The 21,032-nt window shown below is 64.0% G+C and carries 13 protein-coding genes; 1 reads left to right on the forward strand and 12 read right to left on the reverse strand.

Annotation, left to right across the window (positions count from 1 at the left end; genetic code table 11):
• Nucleotides 1-71: 71 nt before the first annotated feature.
• The 10 genes from IVA87_RS23825 to IVA87_RS23870 form a co-directional block, all read right to left on the reverse strand.
• The gene (locus IVA87_RS23825) at nucleotides 72-1,406 is read right to left on the reverse strand and encodes an HlyD family type I secretion periplasmic adaptor subunit (protein WP_247308096.1); all 1,335 of its coding nucleotides are present in this window, start codon (nucleotides 1,404-1,406) and stop codon (nucleotides 72-74) included.
• Complete coding sequence (locus IVA87_RS23830; RefSeq protein ID WP_247308093.1) at nucleotides 1,403-3,151, reverse strand: type I secretion system permease/ATPase; 1,749 nt, start codon at nucleotides 3,149-3,151, stop codon at nucleotides 1,403-1,405. The genes IVA87_RS23825 and IVA87_RS23830 overlap by 4 nt, the downstream gene beginning before the upstream one ends.
• 250 nt (nucleotides 3,152-3,401) lie before the next feature.
• A complete protein-coding gene (locus IVA87_RS23835; protein ID WP_028140658.1) occupies nucleotides 3,402-3,671 on the reverse strand; it encodes a GlsB/YeaQ/YmgE family stress response membrane protein in 270 nt (89 codons plus the stop codon).
• 109 nt (nucleotides 3,672-3,780) lie between these two features.
• Nucleotides 3,781-4,755, reverse strand: coding sequence for an ABC transporter ATP-binding protein (locus IVA87_RS23840; protein ID WP_247308090.1), 975 nt, complete (start codon nucleotides 4,753-4,755; stop codon nucleotides 3,781-3,783).
• Nucleotides 4,755-6,167 carry an amidase gene (locus IVA87_RS23845; protein WP_247308088.1) on the reverse strand — a complete coding sequence of 471 codons (1,413 nt, stop codon included), beginning with the start codon at nucleotides 6,165-6,167 and terminating at the stop codon, nucleotides 4,755-4,757. The genes IVA87_RS23840 and IVA87_RS23845 overlap by 1 nt, the downstream gene beginning before the upstream one ends.
• Nucleotides 6,164-6,361, reverse strand: coding sequence for a hypothetical protein (locus IVA87_RS23850; RefSeq protein ID WP_247308085.1), 198 nt, complete (start codon nucleotides 6,359-6,361; stop codon nucleotides 6,164-6,166). The genes IVA87_RS23845 and IVA87_RS23850 overlap by 4 nt, the downstream gene beginning before the upstream one ends.
• Nucleotides 6,358-7,419, reverse strand: a complete 1,062-nt coding sequence (locus IVA87_RS23855) for an oligopeptide/dipeptide ABC transporter ATP-binding protein (protein ID WP_247308082.1) — start codon at nucleotides 7,417-7,419, stop codon at nucleotides 6,358-6,360. Before IVA87_RS23855 ends, IVA87_RS23850 begins: the two co-directional genes overlap by 4 nt.
• 185 nt (nucleotides 7,420-7,604) lie before the next feature.
• Nucleotides 7,605-8,507, reverse strand: a complete 903-nt coding sequence (locus IVA87_RS23860; RefSeq protein ID WP_247308080.1) for an ABC transporter permease — start codon at nucleotides 8,505-8,507, stop codon at nucleotides 7,605-7,607.
• A gap of 4 nt (nucleotides 8,508-8,511) precedes the next feature.
• On the reverse strand, nucleotides 8,512-9,465 hold the full coding sequence (locus IVA87_RS23865; protein WP_247308077.1) for an ABC transporter permease: 954 nt from the start codon (nucleotides 9,463-9,465) through the stop codon (nucleotides 8,512-8,514).
• 212 nt (nucleotides 9,466-9,677) lie between these two features.
• Nucleotides 9,678-11,336 (reverse strand): ABC transporter substrate-binding protein, encoded by a 1,659-nt coding sequence (locus IVA87_RS23870; protein ID WP_247308074.1) that lies wholly within the window; start codon nucleotides 11,334-11,336, stop codon nucleotides 9,678-9,680.
• 200 nt (nucleotides 11,337-11,536) lie between these two features.
• On the opposite strand from IVA87_RS23870, the gene IVA87_RS23875 reads away from it, so the two are divergent.
• A complete protein-coding gene (locus IVA87_RS23875; protein WP_247308071.1) occupies nucleotides 11,537-13,132 on the forward strand; it encodes an ABC transporter substrate-binding protein in 1,596 nt (531 codons plus the stop codon).
• Between the two features lie 139 nt (nucleotides 13,133-13,271).
• Here the strand turns inward: IVA87_RS23875 and IVA87_RS23880 are convergent, their stop codons facing one another.
• Nucleotides 13,272-15,503 (reverse strand): adenylate/guanylate cyclase domain-containing protein, encoded by a 2,232-nt coding sequence (locus IVA87_RS23880; RefSeq protein WP_247308068.1) that lies wholly within the window; start codon nucleotides 15,501-15,503, stop codon nucleotides 13,272-13,274.
• Nucleotides 15,504-15,649: 146 nt separating this feature from the next.
• Entirely contained in the window at nucleotides 15,650-21,016 is a 5,367-nt protein-coding gene (locus IVA87_RS23885; RefSeq protein WP_247335260.1) for a VCBS domain-containing protein, read from the reverse strand.
• Nucleotides 21,017-21,032 lie beyond the last annotated feature (16 nt).

Here is a 21,032-nt window from a genome sequence, read left to right on the forward strand (position 1 = left end):
CGACCGAGGGTTGCTGTTTGCAATCGCAGTATAACAAACTGACAGTCGTGGAGATGGCCCGCTTTCGCGCGTCACTTCTCCCGGAACGCCCGCATCAGCTGGTCGTGCAGCGGTTTCATCAGATACGACAGCATGGTGCGGTCGCCGGTCTGGACGAAGGCTTCCACGGGCATGCCCGGGATCATCTTGATGTCGCCGAGACGGGCGATCTCTTGCGCCGGCATCGAGACGCGGATCGTGTAATAGCTCTGGCCGGTGCGCTGGTCGCTGGTGACGTCGGGTGATACGCGGCTGACGACGCCATTGAGCTCAGGCGTGGTGCGCTGGTTGAAGGCGGACAGACGCAACAGCGTCTTCTGGCCGATCTGGAGCTTGTCGATGTCGACCGGGTTGACCTTGGCCTCGACCTGGAGGTCGTCGGCCTGCGGCACGATCAGCATCAGGGCATCGCCGGCGGTGACGACGCCGCCGACGGTGTGCACCGTCGATTGCAGCACCATGCCGTCCTGCGGCGCGCGGATATCAATGCGGCGGAGCTGGTCTTCGGCGGCGACCTTGCGCTCGATCAGCTCGCCGATCTTGTCGTTGGTCTCGCGCAGATCCTTGGAGACCTCGCTGACGACGTCCTTGTCGATCTGGATGATCTGGAGCTCGGTCTCCGTGATCTTACCCTTGGCCTGGGCGCGCGAAGCGATGTACTGCGCGCGCTCGCCGTTGAGGCGCGCCGAGTCGCGTTCGAGCTGGGTCAGGCGCGAGATCTGCACAAGGCGCTTGTCGTAGAGCTCACGCACGCCGGTGAGCTCATTCTGCACCAGCGCGATCTCCTGATCCTTGGCCTTCTCCTGCGCGCTGAGGCCGGAAATTTCCTCGTTGAGCTGCGTGATGCGCTCGCGCAGCTGGGCCTTCTGCCCGGTGCGACCGTTGACACGGACGTCGAACAGCTTGGTTTCGGCGGAGAGCAGCACCCTGACGTCAGGATCGTTGGCGCGCTCGAGGAGGGCTTGCGGGAATTCGATCTTGTCGAGACCGCGCTGCTCGGCCTGCAGTCGCGCCGCGCGCGCTTGCGCGGCATCGAGATTCTTGGTGACGATGGCGAGGTTGGCCTTGGTGACGGTATCGTCGAGCCGCACCACGATATCGCCGGCCTTGACCACGTCGCCATCGCGGGCGCGCACCTCGCCGACCACGCCGCCGGTCGGATGCTGCACCTTCTTGACATTGGACTCGACCACGATCTGCCCTGGCGCGATCAGCGCGCCCGAAATCAGCACCGTTGAAGCCCAACCGCCGAGACCGACGACGAGGACCACCACGATGGCGAGGCCGAGCAACAGGTGGAACTTGATCGAATCGCGCACGGTCTTTTTCGCGGCGGGCTTCGTGCCGCCGATCGCCAACGTGCTCATGACTTTGGCACTCCACCTTCGCTGACGATCTTGATCGGCGCCGGCGGCGACACGCGCGGCTGCAGCACCTGGGCCAGCACCTGCTCCTTCGGGCCGAAGGCCTGCATGCGGCCGTCGCGCAGCACCAGGATCTGGTCGACCGCCTCGACGCCGATCGGGCGGTGCGCCACCACGACGACAATGGCGCCGCGCTCGCGCGCCGAGCGGATGGCGCGGGTCAGCGCCTCGTCGCCTTCGGTGTCCAAATTTGAGTTGGGCTCGTCGAGCACGATCAGGAACGGATTGCCGTAGAGCGCGCGCGCCAGCGCCACACGCTGCGCCTGACCTGCGGACAGCGCGGCGCCCTGCTCGCCGACCTGCGTGTTGTAGCCCTCGCGCATCTTGATGATCATCTCGTGCACGCCGGCCTCCTTGGCCGCGGCGATGATCGCGTCGGAGGTGGCCTCGGGATCGAACCGGCTGATGTTCTGCGCGATGGTGCCGCCGAACAATTCGACGTCTTGCGGCAAATAGCCGATGTGGCGGCCGAGCATGTCGGAGGACCATTGGTCGAGCGCGGCGCCGTCGAGACGCACCTTGCCGCGCACCGGCTGCCAGACGCCGACCAGCGCGCGGATCAGCGACGACTTGCCGGAGCCGCTCGGCCCGATCACGCCGAGGCCGTTGCCGGCGGCGAGCGCGAAGGTGACGTCCTGCACGATGAGGCGCTGGTCGCCGGGGGCCACCATGGCGACGCCTTCGACCGAGAGCCGGCTGGTGGGCGCCTGCAATTGGGTCGGCATCGCCTGCGCCGGCATCTGTTCGAGGAGCCGCGTGAGACGCTGCCAGCTCTGGCGAGCCGCGACGAAGGATTTCCAGTGCGCAATCGCAAGATCGACCGGCGCCAGCGCGCGGGCGGAGAGGATCGAGCCGGCGATGATGATGCCGGCGGTCGCCTCCTGATGGATCACGAGATAGGCGCCGACCGCGAGCACGGCCGATTGCAGCATCATGCGCAGCACCTTTGCGACCGCGCCGAGACCGCCGGCGACGTCGCTCGCCCGCTGATTGCCGGCGAGATATTTTTCGTTGGCCTCGCTCCAGCGCTGGTTCATCCGGCCGGCCATGCCCATCGACACCATGACTTCGGCATTGCGGCGGCTGGCCTGGGCGAGATCGTTGCGTTGGGCGGCAAGCCCCATCGCTTCGCGCGCCGGCTGGCGGGACATGAACTCGGTGACGAGCGTCAGTCCCACCAGGATGATGGCACCGGCCAGCGCAGTGACGCCGATGAGGACGTGGAAGGCGAAGCAGATGGCGAGATAGAGCGGCAGCCAGGGCAGGTCGAAAAACGCGCTTGGCCCCATGCCGCCGAGGAAGGAGCGGACGTTATCGAGGTCGCGCAGCGGCTGCAGGCCCTCGTTGCGGCTGCCGACGATGAGCGGCAGGCGCACGATGGTGTCGAACACGCGCTTGTTGAGGGCCTCGTCAAGCGCGGTTCCGATCCGACCCAAGATCCGGTTGCGGATCATGTCGAGCACGCCCTGCGCCATGTAGAGGAAGCTGGCGAGGATGATGAGGCCGACCAGGGTCGGAATGCTGCGGCTCGGCAGCACCCGGTCGTAGACCTCCAGCATGAAGACCGATCCGGTCAGATAGAGCAGGTTGATCATGCAGCTCATCAAGCCGACGCCGACGAACGCCGAGCGACAAGCTCGCAAGGCGTCACCGAGCTCTGAACGGCGGACGCCAGGGATGGCTGCCATCAGTCTGATCTCTTTCGGGTGAGGGGCAAAGCCCCCTGATTTCAAAGGCGAATTAAGGGTACTTGACCCGGATTAACAACGCGTTTTCCGCGCGTCCAACGCAGTCGACCTAATCCGGGCCCGATGAGCCACATCTACCCCTGGCAGCCTTCCGCGCAAGTCCGGAATTTCACAGGCTTGCGGCTTTTTTCTTGCAGGCTTTCAGGCTCTTCCCGCAAAAGGCTGAAAGTTCCGATCGACGAACGCCGGGCTAAAACCGGCCCCCGCCGCGCACCAGTCGCACCACGAGAAGCAGAATGACCGCGCCGATGGCGGAATAGACGATCTCGGACACGAGCCCGGTGCCGAGACGAATACCGAGCTTTGGAAACAGGAAGCTCGCGACCAGGGCGCCGGCGATGCCGACCACGATGTCGCCGATGATGCCGAATCCGGTCCCGCGCACCACCTTGCCGGCAAGCCAGCCAGCAACCAGGCCGACGAACAGGATGACGAGCAAGCCTTCGTTGGAAATGTGCATCGGTTACATCCCTCTCCGTGAATGGCCTATGGAACCGAAGCCGGATGAATGGGGTCTGAATGGGTGTTCGCCGCGCCCGACGGTAGACGCTGCGAGATGAATGCAACGCCTACGACGCGACCACCGGCTCCGCCAGCACGCATCTGGCCGCCCGGCCCGGCGCGACCTCCACATTCGCAGGCAACTGCTCCAGGCAGCGTGGCTCGGCGAGCTTGCAGCGGGAGGCGAAGGAGCAATTGTGGGGTTTTTCGGCCAGCGACGGCGGCGTGCCGGGGATGGTTTCGAGCCGCTGCCCGCGCTTGGCGCCGTGGATGGTGGAGGCGAGCAGGCCCTTGGCGTAGGGATGCACCGGCGAACGGACGATGTCGCGCAGGCTTCCCTGCTCCACGATCTGGCCGGCATACATCACCGCGACGCGGTCGCAGATCTCGATGGCGACGCCGATGTCGTGGGTGACGAAGATGACGGACATGCCGAACTCGCGCTGCAGCTCGCGCAGCAGCAAGAGGATCTGGATCTGCACGGTGGCATCGAGGGCGGTGGTCGGCTCGTCCGCGAGCAAAATCTTCGGCCGGCAGGCGAGCGCTAGCGCGATCATCGCGCGCTGGCGCATGCCGCCGGACATCTCATGCGGATAGGCATCCAGCCGCCGCTTGGCCGAGGGGATGCGCACGACCTCGAGCATTTCGAGCGCTCGCGCCCGCCCTTCCGCAAAGCTCTTGCCTTCATGGCGCACGACGCTTTCGGCGATCTGCGCGCCAATGGTGTAGACCGGATCGAGCGCGAGCGCGGGCTCCTGGAAGATCATCGAGACGGTTTGGCCGCGGAAGGACGAAAGCTCTTCGTCGTTCATGGCGAGCACATCGCGGCCCATTACGTTGACCGTGCCCGAAATCTGCGTGCGCTTTTTCGGCAACAGCCGCATCAGCGCACGCAATGTCACGCTCTTGCCCGAGCCGGATTCGCCGAGCAGGCCCAGCACCTCACTGTTTCCGAGCGAGAGGCTGAGATCGTTCACGGCATAGACCGTGCGCTCGCCGGTGAAGCGGATGTTGAGGTGTGAGATCTCGACGAGTTTTGTCATCACGGCAGTTTCGGTAATCGATCGTGATAGTCGGTGACGCGCTGGAACGCGGCGCCGATGGTGAGCAAAGTGGCCTCATCGAACGAGCGGCCGATCAGCTGCATGCCGATCGGCAGGCCGCTTTTGGTGAAGCCGGACGGCACCGTGAGCGACGGCAGGCCGAGGAAGTTCGCCGGGCGGGTGAACAACGTCAGCCGCTGCAACAGCGCCGGCGCGTTCGGGCCGCCGCCGACGTCGCTCTCCTCGATTGTCGGCGCCGGCACGGGGGACGCCGGCGCGATCACCGCGTCGACGGCCGCGGTGGCCGCGTTGTGGGCAGCAAGTGCTGGGCCGCGCCAGCGCATCGCCTCGAGATAAGTGATGGCGGGAACGGCGAGCCCGTTCTGAAGCCGCATCAGGACCTGCGCGCCATAATCTTGCGGACGCTCGATCATCCAGCGCTTGTGGAACGCGGCGGCTTCGGCCGCGAGCACGAGCTGGCTCGCCGAGGACAATTGCCGCTGGTCCGGAAGCTCGACCGTGACGATGTCGGCGCCCTCGCGCTTGAGCACGGCAATAGTCTCGTCCAGCACGCGCGCGACCTCGCTGTCGAGATCGTCGACATAGAAGGACGCCGGCACCCCTAACTTCAGACCCTTCAGAGAGCCCTTGGTCGCAGCCACGTAATCCGACAACGGCTCGTGGCTACAGGTCGAATCCAAGGGGTCCGCACCGGCCATCAGGGCCAGCAGCAGCGCGCAATCCTCGGCGGTGCGGGCGAGCGGGCCGACCGTGTCGAGCGATTGCGACAGCGGCATCGCGCCGGCGTGGCTGACGCGCCCGACGGTGGTCTTGAGGCCTGTGACGCCGCAGAAATGCGCGGGCATGCGGATTGAGCCGCCGGTGTCCGAGCCGAGCGCCGCATAAGTCAAACGCGCAGCAACCGCCGAACCGGAACCGGATGAGGACCCGCCGGTGATGTGGGCCACGTTCCAGGGATTGCGCACCGGACCGTAATGGGCGTTGTGCCCGGTCGGGCCGTAGGCGAATTCAGCGAGGTGCAGCGTGCCGAGCCGGACCTGGCCCGCATCCTTCAGCCGCTGCAAGGCGGTGGAGGTCACGGTCGGAACGAAGTCGCGGCGGATCAGCGAGCCGCAGGTCGTAACCTTACCGGCATCGTAATACATGTCCTTGTGCGCGAGCGGCACGCCGTGCAGCGGACCACGAACGTTGCTCTTGGCAAGCGCGGCGTCGGCGGCCTCGGCCGCCTTCAGCGCGGCTTCCGCCTCGATCGACATGAAGGCATTGAGATGCGGCTGCCACTGCGCGATGCGTTGCAGCAACGCGCGTGTGACCTCATGAGAGGAGACCTGCTTCATCGCGATCGCACGCGCGACCTCGGTGAGCGTCATCAAGGCAGGCTCGGTGCTCATTTCGACACCTTCTGCATCTGCGCGAGCACATAGCCGGCGGGCTCGAGATCGAACGGCAGCGTGCCGGCAATGGCCGCAAAGCCCTCGAAGGCAGGCCCGATGGAGTTGGAGATGCGGGTTGCGATCTCGTCATCCACGGGAACGCCAGCGATCCGTGCTATCGGCTTGATCTCTTTCGGTGTCGGTCTCGTCATGCGGTCTTCTCCCTCGGCGCGCTGCTATGGCCTGAATCTGGGATCGCCATGTAGCACGCGGCCTCGTGCCCCATATTATCGAGCGCAGTTAGCTTTGGCGTCGCATTTGCGCAGAGCGGCTCCGCAAACGGACATCGGGTGTGGAAGCGGCAGCCCGAGGGCGGGTCGATCGGATTGGGCGGATCGCCCGTGATCGGCGGCGTCTCGGTGCGGCTATCAGGGTCGGAAGACGGCATCGCCGCCAGCAGCGCGCGCGTATAGGGATGCGCCGGCTGGTCCCAGACCTGGTCGACCGGGCCGAGCTCGACGACCTCCCCGAGATACATCACCAGCACACGGTCGCTGATGTAGCGGACGACATTGAGGTCGTGGCTAATGAACAGATAGGTTAGGCCGAACTCGCGCTTGAGATCGGCCAGCAAATTGAGCACCTGCGCCTCGACGGACTTGTCGAGCGCGGAGACGGCTTCGTCCAGGATCAGCAGTCGCGGCGACAGGGCTAGGGCGCGCGCGATGTTGACGCGCTGGCGTTGGCCGCCGGAGATTTCGTGCGGATAACGGCTGGCGAAGTTTTCGGGGCGCAGGCCGACCTTGCCGAGCAAATCGCGAGCCAGCGTGCGCGCTGCGTTATCGGCCATGCCGTGAACCTTGGGGCCGAAGGCAATGGATTCCTCGATCGTCAGCCGCGGATTAAGTGAGGCGTAGGAATCCTGGAAAACCATCTGCATGCCGCGGCGAAGCTCGCGCAAGCTCAGCGACTGGCCGACGGTCATGCCGTCATAGATGATGTCGCCGGTGTCGCGCGGCATCAGATGCATCAGGAGGCGCGCGGTGGTCGACTTGCCGCAGCCGGACTCGCCGACGATGCCGACGGTCTCGCCCTTGGCGACGGCGAAGGAGACGTTGTCGACGGCACGCACGGTGCGCTTGGCGGCGAACAGTCCGCCGCGCACGGGAAAGTGTTTGGTCAGGCCATTGACCTGAAGCAGCGGCTGCGCGACGCCGCCGCGGTCCTCGACCGGCTCCAGCATTTCAACAGATGTGTTGCTCTCGCTCATGGCCGCGATCCTTCACCTCTCCCCATCGGGGAGAGGTCGGCGCGCAGCGCCGGGTGAGGGGGCGCGGCAAACTCGATGCAGCGTGACCCCTCACCCGGATTGCATCTCGCGATGCAATCCGACCTCTCCCTAGGGGAGAGGTGTACGGAGCATGCCGCGGCAGTTCGCTCTTGCATCACCATTGTCTAATTCCTGATGTCCATGGCGCTGCGCAGGCCGTCCGAGAGCAGATTGAAGCAAATCGAGACCGCGAAGATCATGGCGCCCGGGAGCGCTGCGACCCAGGGATTGACGTAGATCGCCGTGCGCAAGGTGTTCAACATCAGGCCCCATTCCGGCTCCGGCGGCTTGGTGCCGAGGCCGAGGAAGGACAGACCTGCCGCCAAAATCATCGAGACCGAGATCAGGCTGGTGGCATAGACGAAGATCGCGCCGAGCACATTGCCAAGGATGTGCACGCGCATGATGGTGAAGGCGCCGGCGCCGGACGCGCGTGCGGCCTCGACGAAATCCATGTTGCGCACGCCGGTGGTGACGCTTTCGGCGACGCGGGTGATCTGCGGCACGAACACGACGGTCAACGACACGATGGAATTGAGGATCCCCGCCCCCAGCGCGCCGGAGATGGCGATGGCGAGCAGCACGGACGGAAAGGCATAGAACACGTCGACCGTGCGCATGATCGCGGTGTTGAGCCTGCCGCCGACATAGCCGGCGAGGAGGCCGAGCGAGGTGCCGATGCAGAAGGCGAGGATCACGGGCAAAATGCCGATGAGCAACGACAGCCGCCCGCCATAAATCAAGCGCGCCAGCATGTCGCGACCGAGCTCGTCGGTGCCGAGCGGATAGCCCGTCGTTCCGATGTGGCGGAGGCGGCGGATCATCGAGCCCTTATAGGGATCTTCGAGACCCAGCCATGGCGCGAGGATCGCGGACAGGAAGATCAGCAGCAGCACCAGCGCGCAGGCCATGCTGACTTTGTCGCGCATGATGCGGCGGCCGACAGTCGCCCAGTAGCCGCGCGCCTTTGTTGCGGGTGCGGCCTGAAGTGCGGCGTCGCTGGTGGCGGACAACGGAAGCTCGCTCATCCCGCTAGCCCCGCTTGATGCGCGGGTCGATTGCGGCTTGCGCGATGTCGACCAGCAGATTGAGGAACACGAAAAACAGCGCCAGGATGAGGATCGTGCCTTGCAGCAGCGGCAGGTCGCGCTGGAAGATCGCGGAGTTGAGCAGGAAACCGGAGCCCGGCCAGGAGAACACGGTCTCGATCAGGATCGAGCCGCCGAGCATGTAGCCGAGCTGAAGCCCCATCACCGCGAGCCCGGTCGGCGCTGCATTCTTGATGACGTGGCGGAATACGCCGGTTTCACGCAGGCCTTTGGCGCGCAATGCTTCGACAAAATCCTGGCTGAGAATGTCGCCGGTGAGCGCACGCACGGTGCGGGTGACGATGCCCATCGGGATCACCGAGGTCGTGATCGCCGGCAGCACGAGATATTTCAGGTGCGCCCAGTCCCAGGCCCACGAGTTGGAGCCGTTGGGCCCGGCGCCGATCGCGGGCAGCCAGTTCAGCTGCACCGAGAAGATGATGACGAGCAGCATGCCGAGCCAGTAATGCGGCACCGAGACGCCGGCGATCGCAAAGGAGGTCGCGACCTTGTCGATCCAGGTCTCGCGAAAATAGCCGGCGATCAAGCCGAGCAGGACGCCCATGGTGAAGCCGATGATGGCTGCGGCAATCGCCAGCGTGACGGTGTTGCCGACCGCGCGCATGACCTCGGCCAGCACGGGACGGCCCGTAGCGATGGAATTGCCGAGATCGCCGTGGAGCGCACGCAGCAGCCAAAGCCCGAACTGCACCGGTAACGGTCGGTCGAAGCCATAGGCGGCGCGCAGCTGCGCTGCGAGCTCCTGCGAGGCATCGGCTGGCAGCACGGCGACCAGGGGATCGCCAGGCGTGATGTGCACGAGCAGAAAGCACACCAGCGCCACGCTGATGACGATCGGGACGACATAGACGATGCGTCTGGCAGTGTAGGCGAGCACGTTGAGTTCTTTCTTTCTTCTCCCCTTGTGGGAGAAGGTGGCGCGCGCAGCACGCCGGATGAGGGGTTTTATCCGCGAGTACAATCATTCCGAATGCAAGAGAGGCTCCCGCGGAGAGAACCCCTCACCCGTCTCGCCGCTGCGCGGCGAGACACCCTCTCCCACAAGGGGCCCCCACAAGGGGAGAGGGTGCACCGAGCGTGTTGCGCGAACTACCGCGCGATCGACACCGGCGAGAAGTCGATGAACCAGCTCTTCGGCTGCACGACGCCTGTTACCTTCGGGCTCATGGCGCGCGGGCCGACGTCGTGGGCGACGTAGAGGAAGGCGGCGTCGTCGACGGAGGCTGCGTGCAGCTCGGCGAGCGCGGCGTCACGCGCGGCAGGATCGAAGGTCTGGCGCGCCTTCTTCACGAGCTCGTCGAACTTGGGGTTGTTGATGAAGCCCCAATTGTTCGACACCGGCGGCGCCATGCCCGATTGCAGGAAGCGCACCAGCGCGAAGAACGGGTCCATCGCCGCATAGGTGACGTTGGTCGCGTTCGCGCCGTTGGCGCTAGCGTCCTTGGCGCCGCGGCGCCAGTTGGTGAACAGCGTGTTCCATTCGATGACATCGAGCTGCACGTCGAAATAGCATTCGGCCAGCGCCTGCTGGAGATATTCGTTCATCGGCAGCGGCTGCATCTGGCCCGAGCCGGAGGCTGATGTCTGGGTCTTCACCGTCAGCTTCTTGTTCGGGCCGAAGCCGGCCTCCTGCATCAGCTTTTGCGCAGCCGCCTTGTCGTACTTGATCTCGAAGCTCGGCTTGCCGCGCCAGGGATGGCCGGGCTCGAAGGTGCCGGTCGCCGGCACCATCAGGCCGGCGAGCAAGCCGTCCCTGAGGCCCTCGCGATCAACGCAAAGGTTCGCGGCCTTGCGCACGCGGATGTCGTTCCAGGGCGAGCCCTCGACACGCGAGAACTGCCAGGGCCAGACATGCGGCTGCTCGTTAGCGTAGAGCTTGAAGCCACGCTGCTTGAGCTCGGGCAGCGCATCCGGCGCCGGGGCCTCGACCCAATCGACCTGGCCGGAGAGCAGCGCGGCAGTGCGCGCATTGGCTTCGGGCATCGGCAACAGCACCATCTTGTCGATCTTCGGCACGCGCGCCTTGTCCCAATAGTTCGCGTTCTTGACCAGTTCGAGCCGTTCGCGCGGGGTGAAGCTCGCCATCTTCCACGGGCCGGTGCCCGAGGCGTCCCTGGCAAACGCCGTCCAGGCAGCTTGCGACTTCGCCTTGGCGTCAGGGCCTTCCGCCTTGTCGTAGAAGGCCTGCCACTTCGTCGGACTCGCCATGAACAGGTTGGTGAGGTTGATCGGCAGGAAGCTGTCGGGTTCCTTGGTGGTGAGTTCGACCGTCATGTCGTCGATCTTCTTCGCTGACGCCAGCGTCGGCATGCGCGAGGCCGTAACGCCGACCTGGCTGGCGTCGAATTGCGGCGCGTCCTGCTTCAAGACCTTCTCGACGTTCCACACCACGGCGTCCGCATTGAACGGCGAGCCGTCATGGAAGGTGACGCCGGGGCGCAGTTTGAACACCCACTTGGTCTTGTCGGCATCGTCGACTTTCCACTCGGTGGCAAGGCCGGGGATTACCACGCTCGCCTTGTCGGCCGAGGACAGGTCCCAGCCGGTGAGCCCGTCATACATGGTAAGGCCGGTGAAGCGATTGCCCTCAAAACCCTGGTCAGGCTGGCCCAGCGTGCGCGGAATATCGGCGGCGGTCATGCCAATGCGCAGCACAGTTTCGGCACTGGCCACGCGCGGCCATGCGGCGGCGGTCGTTAGAGCGAGCACCGCGATCAATGCCGCGCGTGTGGTCTTCTTGATAAGCATCGCCTCAATCCTTTTCCGGCCTGGATGACTATTTTTGATGCAATCGTATGCAATGGCTATGCCAAAGAGAAACTTATTCTGCCATTTGTCACTGCGACGACAAGTCCTTGTGGCTGGCGCGCGGGCGAATGCATCGCGCTGCCTATTCTGGCATCAAGATTGCAGGTTCGGCCCCGACGTCTCCTGGGAGCTTTGGGCCAATGCGTATTCGATTGTCGACCTGTCTCGCCGTGCTTGCGCTGGCGTTGTCCGCGATGGCGGCGCGCGCCGAAACGGTGGTGCGCTACGGCATCTCGATGGCGGATATTCCGCTGACGACGGGCCAGCCGGATCGCGGTGCCGGTGCTTATCAGTTCACCGCCTACACGATCTACGATCCCTTGGTGGCCTGGGAGATGGACGTCGCCGACCGCCCCGGCAGGCTGGTGCCGGGGCTCGCCACCGAATGGAAGGTCGATGATACCGACAAGACCAAATGGCGCTTTGCTTTGCGCAAAGGCGTGACGTTTCACGACGGCAGCGAGTTCAATGCCGATGCAGTGATCTGGAATCTCGACAAGGTGCTCAACGACAAGGCGCCGCAATTCGACAAGCGGCAGAGCGCGCAGGTGAAGACTCGTCTTCCCTCGGTCGCTAGCTACGCCAAAATCGACGATGTCACGGTGGAGATCACTACCAAGACGGTCGACTCCTTCTTTCCCTATCAGATGCTGTGGTTCCTGGTGTCGAGCCCGGCGCAATACGAAAAGCTCGGAAAGGACTGGGACAGGTTCGCAAGCCAGCCCTCCGGGACCGGTCCATTCAAATTGACAAAGCTGGTGCCGCGCGAGCTCGCCGAGCTCACCAAGAACCCGGACTACTGGAACAAGAAGCGCATTCCGAAAGCCGACAAGATCGTGCTGGTGCCTATGCCGGAGGCCCTGACGCGCACCAACGCGCTGCTTGCCGGCCAAGTGGATTTGATCGAGACGCCGGCGCCAGACGCCGTGCCGCAGCTGAAAGCGGCCGGCATGAAGCTCGTCGACAACGTCACGCCGCATGTCTGGAACTATCATCTGAGCGTGCTGCCGGGCTCGCCCTGGACGGACATCCGCCTGCGCAAAGCACTGAACCTCGCGATCGATCGCGAGGCGGTGGTCGCCCTGATGAACGGCTTGGCAAAACCTGCCAAGGGTCAGGTTGATCCCTCCAGCCCGTGGTTCGGCAAGCCGAGCTTCGAGCTGAAATATGATCTCGCCGCGGCCAAGAAGCTGGTCGAAGAGGCCGGCTACTCCAAGGCGAAGCCACTGAAGACCACCTTCATCATTGCGCAGGGCGGCACCGGCCAGATGCTGTCGCTGCCGATGAATGAATTCCTGCAGCAGAGCTTCAAGGAGATCGGCATCGAGATCGACTTCAAGGTGGTCGAGCTCGAGACATTATATACACACTGGCGCAAAGGCGCGGCTGACGAGATGAACGCCGGCATCACCGCCAACAACATCGCCTATGTCACCTCCGATCCGCTCTACGCCATCGTTCGCTTCTTCCATTCCGGGCAGATCGCGCCGGTCGGCGTCAACTGGGGTGGCTACAAGAACCCTGAGGTCGATGCACTGATCGACGAGGCCAAGCAGACGTTCGATTCCGCCAAACAGGACGCTCTGCTGGCGCAGGCGCATGCGCTGATCGTGAACGATGCCACGCTGGTCTGGGTGGTCCACGACACCAATCCGCATGCGCTCTCGCCGAAGATCAAGCAGTTCGTGCAGGCGCAGCACTGGTTCCAGGATTTGACGACGATCGGCGTGGAGTGAGGGGCTGCGCGCAACCTACCGGCGTCTTCCCAGCCTAGTGCACGGGAAGCCGGGACGACATTTTGGTGCGGCTGCGGACTTGCGCAAAGCATCAACTGTCGTCCTTTATGACGCTCGGAAGGAGCTAAGTCACACGCCCCTACTTCGCCAGCAGCGCATAAGCCCCGGTCCACCCTTCCGGTGGCGGCGTGAGCTGGAAATCCCTGATTCGCGCTTCATAGAGCCTGAACAGCTTCTCCAGGGTGTCGGCGTCTTCGCTGCGGCGGCCGCGCTCGATGGCGTCCAGTGCGCCCTGCCAGTCGCGATTGCGGTAGCAGCCGAGCATCTCGATGGTGATGTTGCGCAGGCGCTGGAAAGCGCCCGAATGCATCACGTCCTCGCGGCCGGCGATGGCATAGATCACCTCCGGCTCGGTCTTGCCCTTGACCATGATGAAGTCGAGCTCGAGGATCGCGAACTTGTCCTTGGCCGCGAGCGCAGTTCTTGAGCCGACGATGATCGGGAAGCCGTATTCCTTGGTCTGCCCCTCAAGGCGCGAGGCGAGGTTCACGCTGTCGCCGAGCACGGAATAGTTCTTCTTCAGATCGGAGCCCATGTTGCCGACCACGCCGATGCCGGTGTTGAGACCGATGCCGACATTGAGCGGAATGTAGACGTGGCCGCCGTCGGCGGCTTCCTGCTCGCGCTCCTTGTTGACGGCGTCGATCTGCTCCAGCATCTGGATCGCGGCCTCGCAGGCGTTGACCTCGTGCTCGGCATCGTCGAGCGGCGCGTTCCAAAACGCCATGATGGCGTCGCCCATGTATTTGTCGATGTAGCCCTTGCGCTCGATGATGACGTCGGTCAGCGGCGTCAAAAAGCGGTTCATCAGCGCGATCAACCCTTGCGGGTCGTGCTTGTAGCTCTCCGAGATGGTAGTGAAGCCGCGCACGTCGGAGAACATGATCGTCATCTCGCGCTCCTCGCCGCCGAGCACGAGCTTCTCCGGCGACTGCACGAGTTGCTCGACCAGAACCGGCGACATGTATTGCGCGAATTGCCCGCGGATCTGCACGCGCTGTCGCTGCTCGCGCACGAAACTGGCAAAGATCAGCGTCAGATAGATCGCGGTGGTCGACAGCAGGGGATAGGTGAAATCGATGAGGTAGCGGTACTGCGCGTAGAAGAACCAGGACACGCCGACCAGAATGACGGCGAAGGCCGCGCCCGCCAGCACGAGGCGCACTGGGCCGAGGTTTGGCGTAAAGATGATGACGAGGAGGCCGATGATTAGCGCCGCTATCAGCTCGACCCCGAGCGCATAGTTCGGCTGGGAGATCACGGCGCCGCTCAGCACGCTCTCGAGCACCTGAGCATGGATCTCGACCCCCGGCATGGTCGAGGACACCGGGGTGGTCTTGATGTCGTTGAGCCCGACCGCGGAGGTGCCGACCAGCACCAGCTTGCCGGCGAGCTTGGCGGGCGGCGCGGTGCTGTCGAGCACGTCGGCCGCCGAGACGTAGATCGAGGGATCCTGCCGCGCATAATGCACCCAGAGCTGACCGTTCTTGTCGGTCGGGATCTCGAGGCCCTTGAGGCGCACGGCCCTGATGCCAGTCTTGTCGGTCCGGATCAGGAGCGTCGGCGTGCCCGTGGCGACGCGCAGAATCTCAAGGCTGAGCGAAGGCATGATGTTGCCCTGGGCGCGCATCACCATCGGCACGCGGCGGATCAGGCCGTCGCGCTCGGTCTTGATCGTGAACAGGCCGCGGCCGGCGGCGATCTTTTCGATGACGGGCACGTTGCGCAAGAGGCCGGGGAATTCGAACAGGAAGCGCTCAGCGCCCTCTTCGCCGACCGTGGCGACGCCGGTGAAGGGCAGGGACTTGTCGAGTTCGGAGGAGATCGCCGGCTGCCCGGTCTCGCCCAGCACCACGCGGGAGCCCTTGATCGCCTCAGCGAGGATCTGGTCGTTGGTCGGCAGCTCGCGCAGCTTGGCACGGGTGGCGTCGTCGAGATAGCGCATCTGGTTCGCGACCAGATCCGGATTGAGCCGATCGGCCTCGGAAAACACCACGTCGAAGCCGATCGCCACCGCGCCGTTCTTGGTGAGGTTCTGGATCAAATCGGCAATTCGCGTGCGCGGCCACGGCCATTGCCCGAGCTTGGCGAGGCTCTTGTCGTCGATATCGACGATGGTAACAGGCCGCGCCGTCTTGTGGCGCGGATCGATCAGCTGGAACATGTCGAAGGTGCGCAGCCGCAATTCCTCAATCGGCGGCGGATCCCAGAGACGAGCGCCGGCAAACAGGACCAGCAGCGCGAGGCACATCAGCCGCGCAAAGCCGAACTTGCGCGCAAACCACCGCCGCAGGATTTTTAGACGTTTCATGCCGGTCGGGCTTCCTGTCCCGCCTCCTGCCGTGCGCACCGATCATGGAGCGTCCGCGCGCGATTTACTATGCCCTGGCTACTGAGGATTATGGATTTTTTGCCGTGGTCAGGCCGCGAGCCGGCGCCGGGAGCCCCGGGGGGCGATCAAGTCATGTGGAAGATGAAATCGCTGGCCTTGAGATTTGCCGCGATCACGTTCTTCAGCAGCAGCGACTCGTGCTCCGTGACCGATGGACCCTCGCGATGAGTGATCTGTTGTTGCCACGCAGCCGACGTATCCTCAGACTGTTGGACGATGGTGAGATTGCCGATGGAGCTGATGTCCGAGAACTCGCGGAGATCGATCTTGTCCAGACCTATCGCGAAATCGGCAATGGTGTGCGTGAAATCCGTATGGTGTCCGTGGCCATAACCAATCGAACCCGGCGAGAACACGAACTGGTCCTTGCCGCCGCCGCCGGTCAACGTATCGCCCGTCTCGGTCGCGAAAATGACGTCCTTGCCGTCGGTGCCCTGCAGGATGATGCCGTGCCTGGCGTCGCCCGCCTCGTTGAAGATGAAGTGAACGGTATCGAACAGGCCGGTGGTTTTGTCCTTCACCGTCAGCGTGATCTGATCGTTGTCCGGCGGCGTTTGGCCCGGATCATAAGTGACCCCATCCGCGAGGGCCGAGTTGATGTCATCGAGAGAGCCGCACGCCGCCCCCGGGGCGACACTGCTGTCCGGATCATGTGCAGTTACGGTCCTGATCTGGAACTCATCCGTCGCAGCGTCGGCATCGGTGTCGATAACCGGGCCGCTGGCGTCGTCGGCGCCGATCACGTCTACCGTGAGCGTTGCCGTGCCGGTGGCACCATGCGCGTCCGTGGTCTGGACCGTGAAAATATCTGCATAGGACCCGTCCGACAGCGCGTTGATGGCCCCTGCATTGGGAACGTAGCTGTAGCTGCCGTCCGGGTTGACCGTGAGCGAACCGTACAGTCCCGCAACCGTCGTCGTGGCATGGTGATCCGCGTTCAAGACGGCAAAGGTCAGCGTCGCCGTCTCGCCGCTATCGGAGTCGGTGCCGGCCAGTTGCCCGGTGAGGTTGGAGAAGGTGTCGTCCTCGGCGGTGTCCGTGAGCGGGCCGATCTGAAGATCGGACAGCGTCGGCGCATCGTTGCTGCCGGCAATGTTGACTGTGACGATAGCGCCTGTGCCAGCGCCCTCGGCATCCGACGGAACAATCGTGTATTGCAGCGACAGAGTCTGGCCGACGGCGAGAAAGTTGAAGGCCTGGCTACCCGAATTAAAACACCAGGAGAACTGGGCATAAGTGGCCGTGCCATCGAGGATGTCGCGGGACGGCACGGTGAGATAGTTCAAAAGATCTGCATGCGACAGCCCGCCGACGCAGCCGGTTTGTGGCACGCCGTCGAGAGAGACCTGTACCTGGCTGACCGACACGGTGACGTGGTCGATCGCGTCGACGTCGGAGACCGTCAGCACGCCATGCGAGAGCTGGCCGGCGTTGGTTTCCATCAGACCGGCAACGGCGCCGCCCGGCCCGGAGGTCCCGCTGGCCCAAGCCGCAGTGCCCTCGATCGCGAGGCTGTGGGCGGAGTTGACCGTATTGGCGGCCATGGTCCCGCTGCCGTCGCCGAGCTGATAATACGCGGCAAGATTCGCCTCGTTGCCGGTGAGACCGGTGAAATCGATCGACTGGATCTGCGTCTGCGTGAGCGCAGTGGTCCAAACGCTAACATCGGCGATCGAGCCGGTGAAGCCCTCCCCCTTATAGCCGGGTCCGCATTCATGACTGGCCGCACCGATCATCATGTAGGACGCCGACGGATTCGACGGGCTGCCGTCGATCGGATTGAACGCCCATGACTGCGAATATTCGAGCTTTCCATCCAGATAGAGCGTGAAGGTGCCGTTGTCGCGGGTCAGCGCGATGTTGTGCCACTGCGACGCCGTGAGCGCCACGCCGGTATCTTCGATATCGACGCCGCCTGCAAGAATCTGCAGCTCCAGGGTACCATCGTGGTTGACCGTACGGAGGAGACCGAAACCGGTGGTCGAGGTGTTGCCGTTGTAGAACAGGATCTGGCCGTCGCCGGGATGGGCGGCCCCGCTCCAATTCACCCAACCGTCCAGCGTGACGTCATCAGTAGCGACGGTCGGCACGTCGCCAACCGCGATCGTCTCGCCGTCGAAATTCATGTAGTTCGACGTCACATAGGAAACGGCCGGCGCATCGTTGGTGCCCGTAATCGTGACGGTAACGTCCTGGCTGACGGTGCCGCCGTGATGATCGTCGAACGTGACGGTGTAGACCTGGATGACGGTCTGTCCCTCCGCCAGCGACTGCAGCACGGGATCGCTGTTGTCCAAGGTGAAGTGCCAGCCCAGCGTCGCAGCGTTGCCGGTGTCGCTACTGGATTCAGCCACCGACGAATCGATCGAGAAAGTGCCGATATGCGAACCGGTCCCGAAGCCCGCCAGAGCCGAGCTGACGGACGACGATTTGAACGACCACTGCGCCGTATGGGTGTCGATCAGGTCGACGTCCTGGATCGCCAGCGTGCCGCATGCCGACAGCGACGAGCCCTCATCCTCGGTGACCGCGCCCGTTGCCGCCGCGGCATCGCTGGTGATGGTCGGCGCGTCGTTGACGCCCGTGATGGTGACGGTGACGTCCTGCGTGACCGTCGCATTGTGATCGTCAGTGAAGGTGACGGTGTAGACCTGGGTGATAGTCTGCCCTTCCGCCAGGGACTGCAGCATCGCATTGCCGTTGTCGAGCGTGAAGTGCCAACCCAGCGTGGCGCCATTGTTGGTGTCGGTGTTGGATTCGAGCACCGAAGGATCGATCGTGAAGGTGCCGATATTCGTGGCGCCCTCAGCAAAGCCAGGCAGATGCGCACTCGAGGACGAGGACTTGAACACCGCCTGCGCCGTATGGGTGTCGATCAGGTCCAGATCCTGGATCGCCAGCGTGCCGCCGATCGACAGCGTCAGGCCCGTGTCCTCGATGACTTTGCCCCTTGCCGCGTCGGCATCGCTCGTAACGGTCGGCGCATCGTTGGTCCCGGTAATGGTCACCGTGACGTCCTGGGTGACCGTCCCGCCGTGATGATCGTCGACCGTAACGGTGTAGACCTGCGTGATGGTCTGGCCTTCGGCCAGCGACTGGAGCACCGGATCGCTATCGTGGAGCGTAAAGGTCCAGCCCACGGAACCTCGCGTGCTGACGCCGGGACTTTCGCTCACCGCCGCAAGCGCGAAAGTGCCGACATGCGAGGTGCCGTCGCTGAAGCCGGGTAGATGCGCGCTCGACGTCGTCGACTTCAGCGCGAAACTCGCGGTGTGCGTGTCCGTGAGATCGGGGTCGTTGAAGGCAATGGTGCCGCTCGCCGCGAGCGTCCCCGCCGTGTCCTCGATCACCGCGCCGGTTGGAATCGTGGAGTCTTCGACGATCGTCGGCAGGTCGTTGGTGCCCTCGACATTGACGTCCGCACCGTTGATGGACACGGTGATCGGCGTGCTGACCACACCGCCGTGCCCGTCATCGACCTGCACGACATAGTTGAGGGTCAGCGTCTCGCCTTCGGCGAGGAAATCGAAGAGATGGTCGGGAACGCTGTAGGTCCAGATCGCCGAACCGTTGTTACTGTTTCCCGCGCCCTGCACCACGGTCAGCGGCACCTCAACGGCGGCGATCGCGGCGCGTTGCTCCGGCGTCAGCGTCGCGGTGATATCGTTGCCTTCCGCATCGAGATATTTGAACGGCTGGGTCGACGAGAGCGCCGCGCTCACGATCGGCCGGTCCGTCAGATCGACGTCGGTGAAGGTGACCGTGCCCGTGATGGTGTCCAGAGCCTGGTTGCCGGTCCCGACCTTCTCGATGACGGTGCCACCCGATGTCGCGATGGCGGGCTTGTCGTTCGTCCCGGTGATCGTGATGGTGATCGGGATGAACTTGGACTCCGGACTCACCGCGAAATTGGTATCGACGCGAACCATGTAGGTCAGCGTCAGCGTTTCACCGGCCGCGAGGAAGTCGAAAACGTTGTCGGGGATCGTGTAGGTCCAGACCGCGGAGCCGTTGTTGGTGTTGCCGCCATCGGCGACGACACTGATCTGGATCTGCGTCGCCGCGATGTCCTGCTTCTGGAGCGCGGTGAGCGAGCCGGTGACGTCCTGCTGGCCGGCGTTCTTGTAGACGTAGTTCGGCGACTCGGCGAGGCTCACCGACACCGACGGCCGGTCGCCAAGGTTTTGGTCGACGAAGGTGATCCGGCCTGAGACAGTGTCGGCATGCGTTGTGTCGCCCGTGGCGTCCGCGCGCTCGGTGAGCGCGAACGCGGTCTTCACATTGCCACTGGAATCGAGGCTTTGCACCAGCGGCTGGCCGGGAACACGGGTGGCCGTGGGCGTGGAGTTGCTAGGGGCTTCCTGTCCCTGCGGATTGAAGTTCGTGAAGACCGCGGTCACGATGTAGCCGGCCGGGGTCTTGATCAAGATTCCGTCGCTGGTCTGCGTGATCGTGTCGGTGAAGTTCGTGGTCAGCTTGGTGTTGCTGTTGTTGTCGGTGAACTTCAGCGTGAACACGTCCGTGATCAGCTTCTGCACGTCGGGCGACATCAGCGCATTGGTGATCGAGACGTTGCCGCCGCTGATCTGGATCATCTGGCCGGCCTGGTTGACCGTCGCGATCGGCAGCAGCGTGATCTTGTCGAACAGAATGTACGAGCCCGTGGTGCCGTTCGGCTCGACCAGCACCTGGAAGCTCGCCTGCGGCTGCGGATCGCCCCCGCCGGCGGGGACGACGAAGTTGATCTGGGTCAGCACCGCAGTGCCGCGGATGCCCATCGTGGCGACCGGCGTGTCAACCTTCATGTCGCCGTGCTTGGCGGTCTCGCCGGCGACGAAGGTGATGGTACCCGCGACCAGGCTCAGCAGCGAGGAATTGCTCGACCCGTTGGGGTCGTAGACCATCTCGTTCAGAACCATCCGCGCATTGGAGGACAGGCCGAACACGGTGCCGTCGATGAAGGTGATGCCGAGCGTCGAATCGGCGGCGGTCGAGACCACGTCGCCCTTCTCGACATTGTCGCCATTGTTCAGGATGACCGATACGCCGTTACGGATCGCGGTCGCGCTGCCGGAGAGTTTTGTGACGTGACCGATGACCTGGGCCGCTGCGGTGCCGGGCGCAGCCTGCGCATATTGTACATGGCCCGTGAGGGTATTGACGATGTCGCCGGTGAGATGGGCGCCGTCTTGCGAGGCGATCGCTGTCCGCTTGTCGCCCCTGAAATAATCGTGAACGACGAACTCGCGACCCTCATGGGACAGCACGAGGTCGAGACCTGCGCGCTTGAACTCGCCGTTGAAGATCAGCCTGGGGTCAGGAACAACGAACGCGCCATCGGGCACATTGCCATGTGCCTTTGCGATAAAGGGCTTGGCGGCAGAGAAATCGACATGAACATCGGCGGGTAAACGGGAACCCGGGCCGTCCAAGGAGATCGCGGCGTCA

This window comes from Bradyrhizobium sp. 147 (genome assembly GCF_023073935.1).
Classification (GTDB): domain Bacteria; phylum Pseudomonadota; class Alphaproteobacteria; order Rhizobiales; family Xanthobacteraceae; genus Bradyrhizobium.

Bases quoted from the DNA above. Each gene is read 5' to 3' on its own strand.
- IVA87_RS23825 (WP_247308096.1), bottom strand. From the start codon at position 1,406: ATGAGCACGTTGGCGATCGGCGGCACGAAGCCCGCCGCGAAAAAGACC.
- IVA87_RS23830 (WP_247308093.1), bottom strand. From the start codon at position 3,151: ATGGCAGCCATCCCTGGCGTCCGCCGTTCAGAGCTCGGTGACGCCTTG.
- IVA87_RS23835 (WP_028140658.1), bottom strand. From the start codon at position 3,671: ATGCACATTTCCAACGAAGGCTTGCTCGTCATCCTGTTCGTCGGCCTG.
- IVA87_RS23840 (WP_247308090.1), bottom strand. From the start codon at position 4,755: ATGACAAAACTCGTCGAGATCTCACACCTCAACATCCGCTTCACCGGC.
- IVA87_RS23845 (WP_247308088.1), bottom strand. From the start codon at position 6,167: ATGAGCACCGAGCCTGCCTTGATGACGCTCACCGAGGTCGCGCGTGCG.
- IVA87_RS23850 (WP_247308085.1), bottom strand. From the start codon at position 6,361: ATGACGAGACCGACACCGAAAGAGATCAAGCCGATAGCACGGATCGCT.
- IVA87_RS23855 (WP_247308082.1), bottom strand. From the start codon at position 7,419: ATGAGCGAGAGCAACACATCTGTTGAAATGCTGGAGCCGGTCGAGGAC.
- IVA87_RS23860 (WP_247308080.1), bottom strand. From the start codon at position 8,507: ATGAGCGAGCTTCCGTTGTCCGCCACCAGCGACGCCGCACTTCAGGCC.
- IVA87_RS23870 (WP_247308074.1), bottom strand. From the start codon at position 11,336: ATGCTTATCAAGAAGACCACACGCGCGGCATTGATCGCGGTGCTCGCT.
- IVA87_RS23875 (WP_247308071.1), top strand. From the start codon at position 11,537: ATGCGTATTCGATTGTCGACCTGTCTCGCCGTGCTTGCGCTGGCGTTG.
- IVA87_RS23880 (WP_247308068.1), bottom strand. From the start codon at position 15,503: ATGAAACGTCTAAAAATCCTGCGGCGGTGGTTTGCGCGCAAGTTCGGC.